Source organism: bacterium, assembly GCA_018830565.1.
GTDB lineage: Bacteria > UBA9089 > JAHJRX01 > JAHJRX01 > JAHJRX01 > JAHJRX01.
The window spans coordinates 1-15,766 of record JAHJRX010000066.1; the positions used below are offsets into that span (position 1 = coordinate 1).

A 15,766-nucleotide genomic window follows, 5' to 3' on the forward strand; every position below is an offset into this window, starting at 1 on the left:
CATTTCGAAAATGTCCTTTTCTTCCATTTCTCCCTCCTTTTTTGAGGGATATTTTACATCCTTAAACAGGACATTTTCATTTTGCCAGATTAGGACATTTTCATTTTGGTATTACAGGAATTTTTAAACCTTAACCTACATCCTCAATTAACGCCTCTCTTTATTTTAAGTAAGAGATAATGGCTAATAATTTCTTTACTAGATCTATGAATTTTTAAACTTCACCACTATATTCTTAAACCTTAAATCTACGTAATCAACCAAAGCTTCTTTTTGTTTTAGATAAGAGATAATGGCTAATAATTTCTTTACTAGATCTAAGGAAATATCTTGACCAAAATAGATCTTAGTTCCTTGAGATATAGTATAAGCTTCTATTTGAGAAAGACTATTGATATTAAATTCAGAAAATTCATCCAACGAATCAGGGTCAATAGATTTTATCCTATTTATTAACTTAAATGCTTTTTTAACTCCTGGATCTTCTATCTTTCTTTCTAACCTTATTTTAGAAAATTTAACCCCGGTAATAATAGGGTAATCATTATCTTTTCTCTTAGTAAAATTAGATAGAAATACATACCCATCTTTATCTACGCTAATCATTCCATAATCTGTATTAATAAAAGCGATAATTTCTTTTTCGATAACTCTAATGATTAACTTATTAGGCAGCTTTCTCTCAATAATTATCTCTTTAGCTACGGTAAACTGAGTTTGTAGATAACTACTAAGCTCTCTCAAATTAATCTTAAAAATATTAGGACTTTTACTATGTAAGTATTTTTTAAAATATTGATTAACTTTCTTAGAAACCTCTTCTATTAAGACTAACTTATTTATTCCTAAAATAATAGGATCATCAATTGCAAAAAAAGGAGCATTAATAAAATAAAAGTAGACTTTTAATATTAAGGCTAAAAAGACTACTGTGATCATTGAGATCTTAGTAAATCTTTTTAATAAATTAAATTTTAAATTATCTCCCTTATTTATTTTACTTTTTTTTAATAACTTTTGCCCATTGGATCTTTTAGCTAAGCCTTTACTTTGACGCATCTCTTTCTCTTTCAAAGGCATAGCTTAATAAGGTATCTATTAAATCTTCAAAACTCATGTCTATAAAGGCTGCAGCTTTAGGTAACAAGCTAAGCTCCGTTAATCCTGGAATAGTATTGACTTCTAAGATATATAATTGATTGTCCTGGCTGCAGATCATGTCGACTCGAGACATCCCATAACAACCTAAAGATTGATGAACTTGACAAGCTAACTTTTGTGCTTTTGTATATACATCTTCGGCTAAAATAGCAGGAATCTTAAATTCTGTTAATCCTTTAGTATATTTAGCTTCAAAATCATAAAATTTATTCTTAGAAAGAATCTCGATTACCGGTAAAGGAGTTAATTCCTTGCCCCCTATTACTCCTACGGTAAATTCTCTTCCTTTTATATATTCCTCAACCAAGATATCATGATCGTACTTCTTAGCTAACTCATAAGCTGGCAAAAATCCATCTCTCTCTTCAACGATGGAGATTCCAATCGTGGAGCCTTCTCTGGCTGGCTTTACCACCCAAGGAAGACTTAACTTATTTAAATTGACCAGATCATGAGTAGGTTTAGAATTTACCTGGACAAAAGGTGGTGTTAGGATATTATTTTTAATAAAGACTTCTTTGCTCTTGATCTTGTCTATGGCAAAAGCACTTGCTTTTACTCCAGAACCAACATAAGGTATATTTAAGTCTTCTAAGATCCTTTGAATATTTCCATCTTCCCCAAAACGTCCATGAAGAGCAATAAAGGCTACCTCAACTTCTTGGGTAGTCAATTCTTTAGCTATATTTTCATTTACATCAAAAGTTATTGGAGTATAGCCTAATTTCTCAATAGCTTTAATGACTGCCTGGCCGCTCTTTAAAGATATTTCTCTTTCTGAGGAAAAGCCTCCCATTAAGACAGCTACTTTTAAGTCTTTCTTTAAGAAAGCCACCCGTTACCCCCTATTATCTTAATCTCCATTTCTAAGTGGACCCCAAATTGGCTTTGGACTGCTTCTTTAATCTTTTCAATTAAAGATAAAATGTCCCCGGCTTTAGCTTGGCCTATATTTTGAATAAAATTAGCGTGCTGGGTAGAAACTTGGGCCTTCCCTATGGTGTAACCTTTTAAACCTACTTTTTCAATCAGCTCCCCAGCAAAACCTTCTCTCGGATTTTTAAATATACTTCCGGCATTAGGAAAACTTAAAAAAGTTCTCTTTTCTTGGTATTTTTTTACTTTTTCTAAAATTAATTCTTGAGAAGCTCTTTCTAAAGAAAACTCAGCTCCTAAAACTATAGATCCATTTAAACTACTACCTCGGTAAAAAAAATCAATATCTTTATTTTCTAAAGTTACTTCTTCTCCTTTTGAAGTTAAAATTCTGACCTTTTTTGTTACCTCTCCCAGACTACAGTTTGGAATACCAGCATTCATAATGAGCGACCCTCCCACGCTCCCCGGTATTCCAGTAACAAATTCTAAACCAGAAAGATTATGCTTTAAGCTTATCTTTAAAAGCTTACTTAAAGATACACCAGCCCCAGCTTGGATTTCGTTACCAGCTACCGAGACTCTTTTAAAAGAACCAACTAACTTAATGACTACTCCCTTAACCCCTTCATCCTTAATTAAAAGATTGGTCCCATGGCCAATAATAAAATAAGGAATCTTGTTTTCTTTAAGATAATTAACCAGTCCTTTTAACTGGCTGATCTCATCAACAAGAACAATAATATCAGCCTTTCCACCTACTTTAAAAGAAGTCCATTTCTTCATCGACTCATTTAGTTTAATCTTAGCCTTAGTTAAATCATTGATCTCTTGAGCCAAATTTAAATAGTTCATCCTAAAACAACATCCTTATTCTTTAATTCTTTAACTAAATTACTACTTACTTGATAAATATTACCTGCTCCTAAGGTGATAATTAAATCATTAGGCTGAGCTATTTTCTTTAAATATCTAATAATTTCTTCAAAATTAGAAATATACCTTACCTTGTCTTGACCATTTTTTCTGATCTCTTCTACAATTAAAGAAGCCTCAACTCCTTCTATCGGAGCTTCACCAGCCGCATAAATATCAGTAACAATTACTTCATGAGCTAAGTGAAAAGACTTTCCAAATTCTTGATATAAAAATTTAGTGCGGCTAAACCGATGAGGTTGAAAAACAACAATAATACGTCGTTTTACACTTTTAGAGGCTGACTCTAAAGTAGCTTTTATCTCCGTAGGGTGATGGGCATAATCATCTATAATTAAGATACCATTTACATTTCCTTTGATTTGAAATCTTCGCTCCACACTTCGATAACTAGAAAGAGCTTTTTTTATAATTTCATAGCTTATATCTAACTCAAGAGCCATACCAATAGCAGCTAAGGAATTATTAACATATTGCCGACCGGGAACATTAATCCTGATCTGACCTAAATTTTGACCATGATAGACTACTTCAAAATAAGAAGAAAACTCCTTGCTGACTAAGTTAATAGCTTTAACTTGAGCATCAGTCTCTAAGCCATAAGTAATATATCTCCGTTTTATTTCGGGAAGAATACTTCTAATATTGGCATCATCTAAACATAAGACTACCCATCCATAAAAAGGAACTTTATTAATAAAAGAAATAAAAGTTTGTTTTATCTCTTTTAGATCTTGATAGTAGTCTAAGTGTTCGTAATCAATATTAGTTACGATAGCATAAATAGGTAAAAGATTAAGAAAACTTCCATCGCTTTCATCTGCTTCTGCTACAAAGTATTCTCCACCTCCAAACTTAGCATTACTAGCTAAATTATTAAATTTTCCACCAATCACAATCGTAGGATCAAGTCCGGCTTTACTTAATATTAAGGAAATCATAGAAGTAGTAGAGGTTTTGCCGTGAGCTCCTGAAATAGCTATTCCTTTTTTTAATCTCATCAGTTCACCTAACATTTCGGCTCGAGGAATCACTGGAATCTTTAACTCTTTAGCTTTGATAACCTCAATATTATCCTTGGCAATAGCCGTAGAAACAACAATTACATCAGCTTTTTCTACATTATTCTCACTATGACCTAGGTAAATTTTACCTCCTAAAAGTCTTAATCTTTCAATGACTTCAGAATTAACCACATCAGATCCCGAGACTTTTAACCCTAAATTTAATAATACCTCAGCGATACCGCACATTCCAACTCCACCAATACCTACTAAATGAATATTTTGAATATCTGATTTAAACATCTTAACCTTTTTAGCAAACGTTCAGGTGTCAGTAGTCAGCTTTTAATTATTAAGCTGACTACTGACACCTGATGACTGAGCACTATTTTCTGACTGCTAATAGCTGCTGCCTGAATGCTGACAATATTATCTTATGACATTTATGACATTTATAACATTTTTACTACTTCTTTCATTACCTTAACCACATTTTTATTAGCCCTAGGATTAGACAAAGATTTAGATCTTATCATCATCATCCTTAATCTTTCTGGATGAAAATATAAACTAAGTAAGGTTTTAAATAACTTATCTTTATTTAATTCTTCTTCTAAGATGACCTCAGCCGCTCCATTTTCTTTAAGATAAAAAGCATTTTCTTTTTGGTGTTGATAAGCTGAATAAGGATAAGGAATTAAGATCGCTGGTCTTCCATTTAAGGTAATTTCTGCCAAAGTACTTGCTCCAGCCCGACTTATAACTACATCAGCTACTAGATAAGCAGGACCCATATCAAAGATATAAGGCAACAAAGCTACTTTATCTTTTACTATTTCTACCTCTTTCTTAATCTGCTCAAAATTATTAATCCCAGTTACCAAGATCATTTGGAAAGGATAATTATTAAACTCTGAAGATAACAAGACTTGAACTACTACCTCATTTATTGCCTTTGAACCTTGACTACCTCCAAAAACTAAAATGGTAAACTTACCTTCTTTTAAGTTAAATGACTTTAATTTTTCAAGAACTTGTTCTTTTTCTCTTGAAAATAAAAGGTTACTTCGAATGGGATTTCCTGTCACTACTACTTTCTTTTTCGGTAAACGACTATTACTGGGATAAGCAAGACACACTTTTTTAGCTAAATAAGCCAGAATCTTGTTGGTCATCCCCAGCTTTAAATTTTGTTCATGAATAATTATAGGTATTCCTAAAAAATAAGCCGCCATTAAGGCAGGACCACAAGTATAACTTCCAAACCCTACTACTATTTTAGGCTTATGCCTTAAAAGATACTTAAATGATTCTATGAAACTCTTAAAATTCTGGTAAAAAAACTTTATTAAGTATAAAAGACTAATTTTTTGTTTCCATGATAAAGTATCTATCCCTAAGTAATGATAACCTTCTTTACTAATTATCTCTTGGGCCAACTCTTTTAATGGCCCCAGAAAAGATATTTCAACCTTGGGAAAACTTTTCCTTAATTCATAAGCTACCGCCAGGGCTGGGTAGATATGCCCTCCGGTGCTACCAACAACAAAAAGCACTTGCAAAGCAAGACCTCACTTTACACTGTCAGCTAAGAGCTTTCTTATTCTCTTTAGAAATACTAATTAACAGTCCTACTCCTCCCATCGCAGCAACGAGAGAAGATCCTCCAAAGCTAATAAAAGGTAAAGGAACACCGGTAGTTGGGAAGATTCCTGTTACTACACCCATATTTAATAAGGCTTGAATAGAGATTAAAGCGGTAACTCCAAAAGCTAAGTATTTTCCAAATAAGTCAGAAGTAGAAGCTGCAATTCTTAATCCCAACCAAGTAAAAATTACAAAAAAAACAACCACCGACACGGTCCCTAAAAATCCTATCTCTTCCCCAATAATAGAGAAAATAAAATCAGTGTGAGGAGTAGGTAAATAAAATAATTTTTGCTTGCTCTCGCCTAATCCTTTTCCAAAAAGACCTCCTGCGCCTAAAGCTAAGTATGATTGAATAATATGATAACCTCTATCTAATGGGTCTCCCCATGGATTTAAGAAAGCTAAGATTCTTCTTTTTCTATAATCAACGTGATAAACTAAGTTATAAATAAAAGGAAGCATTAACAAAATAGTTCCTAAGATATGGGTAAACCTTGCTCCTCCTATAAAAAGCATGCTAAAGACTACTAATCCAATAATAACCACCGTCCCTAAGCTTCGTTGGAACAAGATTAAGCCAGATAGAATACTTAAAAATAGCAAGATGGGTAAAACCCCTTTTGAAAAGCTGCTCATTGCTTCTTCCTTGCGACTTAAAAAATTAGCTACAAAAATAATGGCTATTAATTTTACAAATTCAAGAGGAGAAAAAGTAAGAAATCCTAATTTAAACCAACGTCTTGCTCCTCCGGCTTCTCGACTAAGTTCAGGAATTAAAGTAATCACTAAGAATATTAATCCTACTATTACTATAGATTTAACTAATTTCTGCATAGCTTTATAATTAATGCTTCCTATTACCAAACATAAGATTATCCCGATAAAGGCACCCCAGAGTTGTTTTTTTAAAAAATAATAACTATCTCCTACCCATTCCTGTGCTAAAATAGCACTGGCACTATACACCATCACCAAGCCAAAGACTGTCAACAAAATGGTTATCAAGAATAGACTTAAATGAGAGTTAATCTTATAATGATAAGGCATCTTGCTTTATCCTTGATTCTAATTTTAAGACCTCTTCTTTGAAGCACTTTCCTCTTTCTTCAAAGTTAGAAAACATATCATAGCTGCTGCATCCCGGAGAAAGTAAGACGATGTCACCTTCTTCCGCTAAGGTATAAGATAAGTTAACAGCTTGAGAAAGATCTTTAACCAAATGAGTCTCGACGCAATCTCCTAATAAATTTTTTATCTTTTCTTTAGCTTCCCCTAATAAGATTATCTTTCTTACCTTCTTGGCTATTAAATCTCGGAGTAAGATGAAATTTCCTTTCTTATCCCTTCCTCCAGCAATTAAGATAATAGGATCGCTAAAACTTTCTAATGCCCTTATCATCGCATCAATATTAGTGGCTTTTGAATCATTAAGATAAGTAACGCCGCTTATCTTTCTTACTTCTTCTAAACGGTGTTCTAAGCCAGAAAAGCTTGAAATAGTTCTCCTTAGGACATTTCGGTTAACATCTAACAAGACAGAAACACCCACTACTGCTAAAACATTTTCTAAATTATGTCTTCCTTTAATCTTAAGATCTTCTATCCCGCAAATAAATTCTTCATCTCCTTTGATATTAGAAATAATCTTATTATCCCAGACATAAATGCCTTCTTTAACTTTAATCTGAGTGCTAAAATAAATAATCTTAGCCGGTGTCTTTAGATCTAAGTTTTTTATTCTAAAATTATCGGCATTTAATAAAATAAAGTCTCCTTTTTGTTGATTTTTAAAGATATTTATCTTAGCTCTGGTATATTCTTCCATATCAAAATATCTATCTAAATGATCCTCGGTAATATTTAATAAAAGGCTAATCTGGGGTCTAAATTTATCGATATTTTCTAATTGAAAACTACTTATCTCGGTAACTAAAATAGCATCTTGATTAAGTCCTTCCACCGCCTTACAAAGAGGGTAACCAATATTTCCTGCCACCACGGTCTTCCTTCCTTCGTTTTTCATAACCTCTCCAATGAAGGTAGTTACCGTAGTTTTACCATTAGTCCCGGTAACCGAGACTAATCTCTGGCCATTCAAAAAACTAAAGGCTAATTCTATTTCGCTGATTATTGGAATATTTAATCTTTTAGCTTCTTTAATGATAGGAATATCTGGATTTATGCCCGGACTGATAACGATTAAATCATTCCCTAACACTCTCTGACTATGAACCCCTACCTCTATTTCAAAATTCCCACTTAGTCCTTCCAGAGATGACTGCTCATTAATTTCGCTAATAAATACTTTGGCTCCAAGTCGATAAAGAAGATTAGCCGCAGCTATGCCGCTCTTACCTAAACCTAAAACTCCTACTTTTTTATCTCTTACTTTCATACTTTATTACTTTCATAATTTTATAATTTATTACTTTCATAATTTATCTCAATTTCAAGGTGCTTAAACTTAAAAGGACAAAGATGATGGCGATAATCCAAAACCGAATGATAATCTTTGACTCTGCCCAACCCTTTTTTTCAAAATGATGATGAAGAGGAGCAATTAAAAATACTCTCTTCTTCCATAGTCTATATGAAACTATTTGAATTAATACCGAGCAAGCTTCCATAACAAACAAGCCTCCTACTATTAAAAGAAGTAACTCATTCTTAATTAAGATAGCTGCTGTCCCCAAAGCTCCTCCTAAGGCTAATGAACCAGTATCACCCATAAAGATATCCGCCGGATGAGCATTAAACCATAAAAACCCTAAACCTGCTCCAATTAAAGCAGCTAAAAAGACAGTTAGTTCTCCTCCTCCCGGTACATAAATAATCTTTAAATACTCGGCTATTTTTATATTTCCTCCTACATAACAAAAACCAGCATAAGCAATCGCGGCAAAGATTACACTACCAATAGCTAACCCATCTAATCCATCAGTTAAATTTACCGCATTAGAAGAACCAACGATTACCAGGACCACAAAAGGTATATAAAGCCACTCTAAGTTTAAAGGAGGCTTATTAAAAAAAGGAATAGCAAGACTTGTTTGAAGCTGGCTACCTACTGGATAATAATAAAAGTACAAAGCTACTGCTAAAGCAATGGCAACTTGACCAATTAACTTTTTTCGAATAATTAACCCTTCAGACTTCTTTTTAACTACCTTTAAGTAATCATCATAAAAACCTAATAAGCCTAAAGAAATAGTCACTAAAAGAATAGCGATAATTAATCGACTGTCCAATCTTGCCCAAAGTAAGGTAGAAACAATTAAGGCTACTAAAATAATAATTCCACCCATAGTGGGGGTACTGGACTTATGAACATGGTTCTCTAAATATTCTTCTCGAATAACTTGAACAACCCTTCTAGATCTTAGTTTTTTAATAATAATTGGCCCTAAAATTAAAGAAATAACTAAAGCCGTTAAAGCAGCATAAGCACTTCTAAAAGTGATATACTTAAATAAGCGAAAGACAGAAGTAACTTTATCGGGATCAAAAAGCCACTGGTAAAATATATAGTAAAACACTTAAGCCTCTTTAATAATCTCTTCCATCTTCATTAATCTTGAACCTTTTACTAAGACACAATCAGTTGGCTTTAAGATTTCTTGAAGGGACAAAATTAGTCTCTCTTTATCCTTAAAATGAAAAATATTTCTCTCTGGAAAATCATTATCTTTAGCTCCTTCTCCTATCTCTCTTCCTAGCTCTCCCAAGGTAAACAAAAGACTTATTTCCCTTTTTTCTGCAATAAGTTTTCCTACTTCTCTATGAAAGCTCAAAGCTTGCTCTCCTAATTCTAACATATCTCCTAAGACCACGATCTTTCTTTTGGCTTTAGAGATACTTAACAAAGTCTCAATAGCTCTTTTTACTGATTCTGGATTGGCATTGTAAGTATCATCAATAAAGACTTTACCCTCTTTTTTGACTAACTTAAACCTTCCCTCTGGATATTTTGTCTCTAATAGTCCTTCTTTAATTAAGGAAAGATCAATCTTAAATAAATAACCTACGGCCAAAGCCAGAGAAGCATTATAGACATTATGAAGTCCTAATCTTTTAATCTTAATTCCCTTAGCTCTTCCTTCGATATCAAAAGAAATTTCACGATCATTTTCTAGTTTAATATTTATCACTCGGTAATCAGCTTGGTTTTTAATACCTACAGTGATAATTCTCTCTTTAAAGATCTTCTTAACTTTAGAGGTATAAGGATCATCGGCGTTTAAGATGGCTATTTTATCTTTAACTAAGTTAAGGAGAAGCTCTATTTTACCTTTAAATACATTTTCTAAGCTCTTAAGATTTTCTAAATGAGTTTGTCCAATATTAGTAATAATACCTATATTAGGCTCTGAAATTTGGGCTAAATTCTCTATCTCTCCTAAATTGCTCATGCCCATCTCTAAAACAATAACCTGATGCAAAGGTGAGACTTTTAATAAAGTAAGAGGAACGCCAATCTCATTATTATAACTCTTCTCACTCTTACATACCTTAAACTTCTTCCCCAGTATCGAAGCGACCATCTCTTTAGTGGTCGTTTTGCCATTACTTCCGGTAATACCGACTAAAGTATTAGGATAACGTTTTCGATTGTAAAGAGCTATTCTACCTAAAGCTTTAACAGTCTGATCTACTTTTATGACTACCTTTTTACAATCAAAAGATTCTATATTTTCAGAAATAATTGCTCCTGCCGCTCCTTTTAAAAAAGCTTCTTGGATAAAATCATGGCCATCGAAATGTTTTCCCTTAATAGCTAAGAATAAACTCCCTTTCTTTATAGCCTTACTATCAGTAGAAATATCATGGATTTGAAGATCTTCTTTTCCAAACTTTAATTCTCCTTTGGTTATCTGAATTATTTCTTTTACCGAGATTAGCTTCATCTTATCTATCTCTTTTTTTGAGACAAAATTTCTTCTTTTACCACCTCATGATCTTTAAAATGAATAGTTTGATCTTTAAGGATCTGATCTTCTTCATGGCCTTTTCCGGCAATGAGAATTAAATCCCCCTCTTTGGCTAATGCTATAGCTTTGGCAATAGCTTTTCTTCTCTCTAAGATAATCTCAAAGTTACTATCTCCATTTAAAAAACCTTTTTTTATATTTAAAGCTATCTCCATAGGGTCCTCTCTCCGAGGATTATCAGAAGTAATAATGGTATAATCACTCAACAAAGAAGCTATCTTGCCCATCATTGGTCTTTTTTCTTTATCTCGATCTCCTCCGCAACCAAAAACAGTAATGAGCTGCTTTGGTTTGAGAGTTTTAGCCGTAGAAAGACTCCAGTGTAAAGCATCAGGAGTATGAGCAAAATCTACGATCACTTTAAAACTACCTTGATAAACAACTTCAAATCTTCCACAAACATTAGTCAGGGCTTCTAATCCTTCCTTTATCTGGGGTAGGCTTACCTCATTGTGTAAAGCTACGGCCGCCGCCGCTAAAGCATTATAAACATTGTACCGACCAATTAGTCTTAAATTTATCCTCTGTCCATTAAGGCTAAAAGAAGGATAACCTTCCTTGTCTATTTTCACTTCCTTAGCTAAAATAAGAGCTTGATTGTTTAAGCCATACTTCATCACCTTAGACTTAGTTTCAGCTAAGATTTTACCACAACACTGGTCATCAACGTTAATAATAGCAACCTTTTCTTGGTCGCTTCCTAGTTGCTTAAATAACTTGATCTTTGAATTAAGATAAGCCGAAAAACTTTGGTGAAAATCTAAATGGTCTTGAGTAATATTAGTAAAAACCGCGCTTTGAAAATTTACTCCCTCTACTCGGCTTAAAGAGAGAGCATGAGAAGATACTTCCATGACACAATAAGTTAACCCATTATTAACCATCTCTTGAAAATAACTCTGCAAAGCTAAGGATGGAGGAGTAGTAAAATTAGCTTTCTCTTCTTTACCACTTCCTATTTGATAAGAGATAGTAGATAGCCGTCCGATCTTAGCGCCAGCTACCTTAAAGATAGACTCTACTAAATAAGCTGTAGTGGTCTTGCCATTAGTTCCAGTAATGCCAATAATCTTTAAATCTTTAGAAGGACAGTTATAATAATTGTTAGCTATTTGAGCTAAGGCTAAACGAGTATCTGGAACTTTGATTAAAGTAACAAAAGAAGGAACTTCCACTACTTCCTCACTTACAATAACTTTGGCTCCTTTCTCTACAGCTTCCTTGACGAAGTTATGGCCATCAAACTTCTCTCCTCTCAAGCAAACAAAGAGAGAATTAAGGGTTACTTGTTGGGAGTGGCAAGTCACCTCTTTAATCTTGGTCTCGAGGTCTCCTTTAAATCTGTCTATTTCTAAACTCAAAATAAGCTTTGATAAGTTCATTTATCTACCCTTAATATAATCATCTCTAACTTATTAGGATTAATTAAATTTAGTCTTTCCGAGGCAATCTTTCTTATTCTTTCCGGAGAATTTAAATTAGCCACCTTGACCTTATGGTAACTTTGCTCGATTTGCAAATCCCTTTTTTCTTTCTCTAAATGAGCAATCTTGTAACCATATGAAGTTATTTGAACATGTTGCCAGACAATAACAAAGATACTTACGGCAAATAAGATAATTAAAGCAAAGTATAAGAAAAACTTACTTCTTGCTTTAGCCATCTTAATTTAAGCCATCTTGATTTACCAGGTCTTGTTCTATGACTAATTCAATGATCTTTTGAAAAGAATGATACTGCAAAGACAAGGCTAAACAAGGCTTGGTCCTCATCTCTTCTTTGATTTGTTCAATTATCTGACTAATTTCTTCTTTTTTCAGCTCATTTTCTTCTTTAACTTCTTTTTCTCTACCTAAAGTTGCCAAATTTAAACTCATCCATGCCTCTTCTGAATTAGGTTCTTGGAAATTAAGGTGAAATAATCCTTGAAACTTTAAATTATAGTTCTTTGAACTATCCGAAATTTAGCGCTTCTGGCTTGAGGATTTAATCTTACCTCTGCCAAAGAAGGAACTAAAGGTTTTTTACTGAGAACTTTAACGATTGGAGGAACTTGCTTTTCCCATTCTTTAAATTTATGCTTGACCACTCGATCTTCTAAGGAATGAAAAGAAATCACTACCATCTTGCCATCTTTAGCTAAAAATGGTCCAGCTTTTTCTAAGGATTCTTCTAAGGAAGAAATTTCATTGTTTACGGCAATGCGAAAGGCTTGAAAAGTTCTAGTGGCGGGGTGAATATTTAGAAAAGAGGGTTTAGGAATAGCTGTCTTAATGACCTTGACTAATTTAAGAGTAGTGTCAATCTTTCCTTCCTTTTGACGAAAAACAACAATTTGCTTAGCAATCTTTTTTGCCCACCTATCTTCTCCATAAGCCCAGATGATTTCAGAAAGTTCTTTTTCAGAAAGATGGTTAATTAAATCGTAAGCTCTTGTTTTTTTATTTTGATCCATTCTCATATCCAAAGGACCTTCTTTCTGAAAACTAAATCCTCTTTCTGCTTCATAAAATTGATAATTCGAGACACCTAAATCATAAACAATGCCATCTACTTTTTTAATATTAAGTCTATCTAAAATCTGATCTATGTTTCTAAAATTATCATAAATGAAAGTAATCTTATCTCCATAAGGGAGGAGCTTTTCTTGGGCAATCTTAATTACTTCCTCGTCTTGATCGATACCAATTACACCCGCTCCTAATTTTAAGAGAGCTTGGCTATGGCCTCCCATGCCTAAGGTACAGTCAATATAAGTTTGACCTGGTCCTGGCTTTAAAAGACTGATAACCTCATTTAACATCACTGGTGTCTGCATCCTCTCCATCTTTTACCACTCTTTTTATAATTTTATAGCCCTAAATTAGTTAAACTTTCAGCTACTTCTTCGTAACTTTGACTGGTTTTCTCCATATACTTCACCCAAATTTCTTTACTCCATATTTCCACAAAATTATTCATACCTACAAAGATAATTTCCTTGTCTATCCGGGCATGCTTCTTAAGACTACCATTTAAGTTAATCCTTCCTTGGCCATCAATAGAAACTTCTACCGCTTCAGAAAAAAGCTTCCTCAAAAAAGAACGACTGTCTTTTTTACTAAAAGAAAGAACACTTTCTGCTTTCTTTAATATCTTTCTCCATTCCTCTTCTGGATACATGGCTAAACAACTATCTAAACCAGAAGTAATATAAAAGTTTTTTATCTCTTTCTCTTTAATAATCTTTCTAAACTTAGAGGGTAGAATCAAGCGACCTTTTTCATCTAAGATATGTTCAAAACAAGAGATAAAGTTGTAATTTTCAGCATCTTTATTCCCTTTTAATTCATTTTGTTCCACTTTGTTCCACTTCACTCCACTAAGTTAGCGTTATGCTATCTTACCCATTTTTTATTGTCAAGTTTTTTTTATTATTTTTTTTAATTTTTTTTATTATTTTAATTTGTGATTAGCTAACTATAGCTATTCCAGGGGTGGCCATAAAAGGGCTAAAGTGTTATAATTAAAAATCTCGGCCGTTCCAACTTTCTCCTGCTGACTAAAAAAGACACAAAAAAACCACAGGAAATATTTCCTGTGGTTTTTTATTTTTTTGGTCTTCTTTAGTTTATCTTACTCTTAGAAAGCAGTACAAACTAATAATTTTAAACCACTAGAATCGCCAGAATTATCAAGATTGTCATCAAGCTCCTGGTTCATGTACTCAAGTTGAACCTTAGTCTGGTCAGCTAACTTGTAGTTAGCGCCTATAGCCATTAAATTAGTGTCATTACCTACCTTAGGATTACTAACTGTATATCGAGCCGCTAGAGAACAAGGAGTATTAGCTATGGCATAGCTTACTTCGCCACCCATATAGTCGGTCTCCACATTAGCAAGTTCTTTGGTAACATAAATACCATTTATCTTTAAGCCCAAGGTAGTTAAGTTGTAAGTAGCATACAGATCCATGATATTATCTTTGTCTTGGGAGTAGTAAGAACCATCTAATGTTAAGTTAGGCATTAACCCACTGGTAGCTACCTTTAAACATAGAGCAGTTTTACCAGTATTAATACCAGTGCGTTGTCCATTGGTGAAAGCTAAGGTGGTGGTAATTTGGTCATTAACCTTATAGTCTAAAGCTAATCCAGCATCTAATCTTCCGCTATCACTACTTATTAAGATATTATCCATATTGTTGGCATTATCGACTGAAACTACTATATTCTCTTCGACCGGAAGGGATAACTGACCTACCTTGACGGTTAAGTTAGGCATTAAATTAGCTATGGAAACCACTGCTTCTCGTATAGAGAAAGTTTCTGCAGGCATAGTGATAGTTTTTGCAGGTATAATGAAAGTGTTTCCACTTATAATGATAATTTCTGCAGGTATAGTGATAGTTCTTTCACCTGGTTTTATTCGAACTTCTACTTTAGTGCTTACATCGCCAACTTGATTGCTAATATTAATATTAGCTCTGGGGCCAGAAAAAGCTATATCTTGATTTATTCCTTCTGGCTCTACCATATCTAAGCCCACTGATAGGTGGCCATTAACAGAAATAGCTCCTTTTACTACTGGTGTCATTAGGGCTATCATCAAAATAGCCACTAAGAAACTTAGTAATTTTTTCATCTCTCCTCCTCTTAATCTTTAAAACTCTTACCTTTGTAATTTATATAAAATTTATATAAAAACCCTACTAAGATAATCACCCTTATCAAGGTTTAGTTTAGTTAAAAATAAACAAATTATTATTAAATCAGTAACCTTCTTATTTAATTTTTAACTACTTGTAGTAGGAATAACTTAGGAAATTTAAGTTACTTATCGACACCTCTCACTTACTTATACTAAGCTAAAAATCACTTTCACTTATTTACCATAATTCAGAGTATTTTGTCAAGAAAAAAATTATTTTTATCTAAATTTCTTACTAATTGTATAAAAAAGTTTAACTTTGATTAAGAAAGACAAATTTAAACTCCTTAAATAATTAAAAATAATATCGGCAAATCTTGATTTTTACTGTAATACCAAAATGAAAATGTCCTAATCTGGCAAAATGAAAATGTCCTGTTTAAGGATGTAAAATATCCCTCAAAAAAGGAGGGAGAAATGGAAGAAAAGGACATTTTCGAAATGAGCAAAAAAGAGTGGGCA

At 33.2% G+C, this 15,766-nt stretch carries 15 protein-coding genes; all 15 read right to left on the reverse strand.

The genetic code is table 11. The features are described from left to right. Positions 1-204: 204 nt before the first annotated feature. On the reverse strand, positions 205-1,059 hold the full coding sequence (locus KJ849_06310; GenBank protein MBU2600169.1) for a cell division protein FtsQ/DivIB: 855 nt from the start codon (positions 1,057-1,059) through the stop codon (positions 205-207). After that, positions 1,046-1,957 (reverse strand): D-alanine--D-alanine ligase, encoded by a 912-nt coding sequence (locus tag KJ849_06315; GenBank protein ID MBU2600170.1) that lies wholly within the window; start codon positions 1,955-1,957, stop codon positions 1,046-1,048. The genes KJ849_06310 and KJ849_06315 overlap by 14 nt, the downstream gene beginning before the upstream one ends. 26 nt (positions 1,958-1,983) lie before the next feature. Continuing rightward, positions 1,984-2,892: a UDP-N-acetylmuramate dehydrogenase gene (murB, locus tag KJ849_06320; GenBank protein ID MBU2600171.1), complete on the reverse strand. Its 909-nt coding sequence runs from the start codon at positions 2,890-2,892 to the stop codon at positions 1,984-1,986. Beyond that, complete coding sequence (locus KJ849_06325) at positions 2,889-4,280, reverse strand: UDP-N-acetylmuramate--L-alanine ligase (GenBank protein ID MBU2600172.1); 1,392 nt, start codon at positions 4,278-4,280, stop codon at positions 2,889-2,891. The genes murB and KJ849_06325 overlap by 4 nt, the downstream gene beginning before the upstream one ends. A 149-nt stretch (positions 4,281-4,429) precedes the next feature. Next, positions 4,430-5,533 (reverse strand): undecaprenyldiphospho-muramoylpentapeptide beta-N-acetylglucosaminyltransferase, encoded by a 1,104-nt coding sequence (murG, locus tag KJ849_06330; GenBank protein ID MBU2600173.1) that lies wholly within the window; start codon positions 5,531-5,533, stop codon positions 4,430-4,432. 28 nt (positions 5,534-5,561) lie between these two features. Then, the gene (gene ftsW, locus KJ849_06335) at positions 5,562-6,674 is read right to left on the reverse strand and encodes a putative lipid II flippase FtsW (GenBank protein MBU2600174.1); all 1,113 of its coding nucleotides are present in this window, start codon (positions 6,672-6,674) and stop codon (positions 5,562-5,564) included. After that, positions 6,658-8,022, reverse strand: coding sequence for a UDP-N-acetylmuramoyl-L-alanine--D-glutamate ligase (locus KJ849_06340; protein ID MBU2600175.1), 1,365 nt, complete (start codon positions 8,020-8,022; stop codon positions 6,658-6,660). The genes ftsW and KJ849_06340 overlap by 17 nt, the downstream gene beginning before the upstream one ends. A gap of 43 nt (positions 8,023-8,065) precedes the next feature. Beyond that, positions 8,066-9,151, reverse strand: coding sequence for a phospho-N-acetylmuramoyl-pentapeptide-transferase (gene mraY, locus KJ849_06345; protein MBU2600176.1), 1,086 nt, complete (start codon positions 9,149-9,151; stop codon positions 8,066-8,068). A gap of 12 nt (positions 9,152-9,163) precedes the next feature. Continuing rightward, complete coding sequence (locus tag KJ849_06350) at positions 9,164-10,531, reverse strand: UDP-N-acetylmuramoyl-tripeptide--D-alanyl-D-alanine ligase (GenBank protein MBU2600177.1); 1,368 nt, start codon at positions 10,529-10,531, stop codon at positions 9,164-9,166. 5 nt (positions 10,532-10,536) lie between these two features. Continuing rightward, the gene (locus KJ849_06355) at positions 10,537-11,997 is read right to left on the reverse strand and encodes a UDP-N-acetylmuramoyl-L-alanyl-D-glutamate--2,6-diaminopimelate ligase (protein MBU2600178.1); all 1,461 of its coding nucleotides are present in this window, start codon (positions 11,995-11,997) and stop codon (positions 10,537-10,539) included. Next, positions 11,994-12,278: a cell division protein FtsL gene (locus KJ849_06360; protein MBU2600179.1), complete on the reverse strand. Its 285-nt coding sequence runs from the start codon at positions 12,276-12,278 to the stop codon at positions 11,994-11,996. Before KJ849_06360 ends, KJ849_06355 begins: the two co-directional genes overlap by 4 nt. A gap of 1 nt (position 12,279) precedes the next feature. Further along, positions 12,280-12,492: a hypothetical protein gene (locus KJ849_06365; protein ID MBU2600180.1), complete on the reverse strand. Its 213-nt coding sequence runs from the start codon at positions 12,490-12,492 to the stop codon at positions 12,280-12,282. Between the two features lie 56 nt (positions 12,493-12,548). Beyond that, positions 12,549-13,442, reverse strand: a complete 894-nt coding sequence (gene rsmH / locus KJ849_06370) for a 16S rRNA (cytosine(1402)-N(4))-methyltransferase RsmH (protein MBU2600181.1) — start codon at positions 13,440-13,442, stop codon at positions 12,549-12,551. 23 nt (positions 13,443-13,465) lie between these two features. After that, entirely contained in the window at positions 13,466-13,957 is a 492-nt protein-coding gene (mraZ, locus tag KJ849_06375; GenBank protein MBU2600182.1) for a division/cell wall cluster transcriptional repressor MraZ, read from the reverse strand. A gap of 279 nt (positions 13,958-14,236) precedes the next feature. Beyond that, positions 14,237-15,238, reverse strand: a complete 1,002-nt coding sequence (locus KJ849_06380) for a porin (protein MBU2600183.1) — start codon at positions 15,236-15,238, stop codon at positions 14,237-14,239. Between the last annotated feature and the right edge of the window lie 528 nt (positions 15,239-15,766).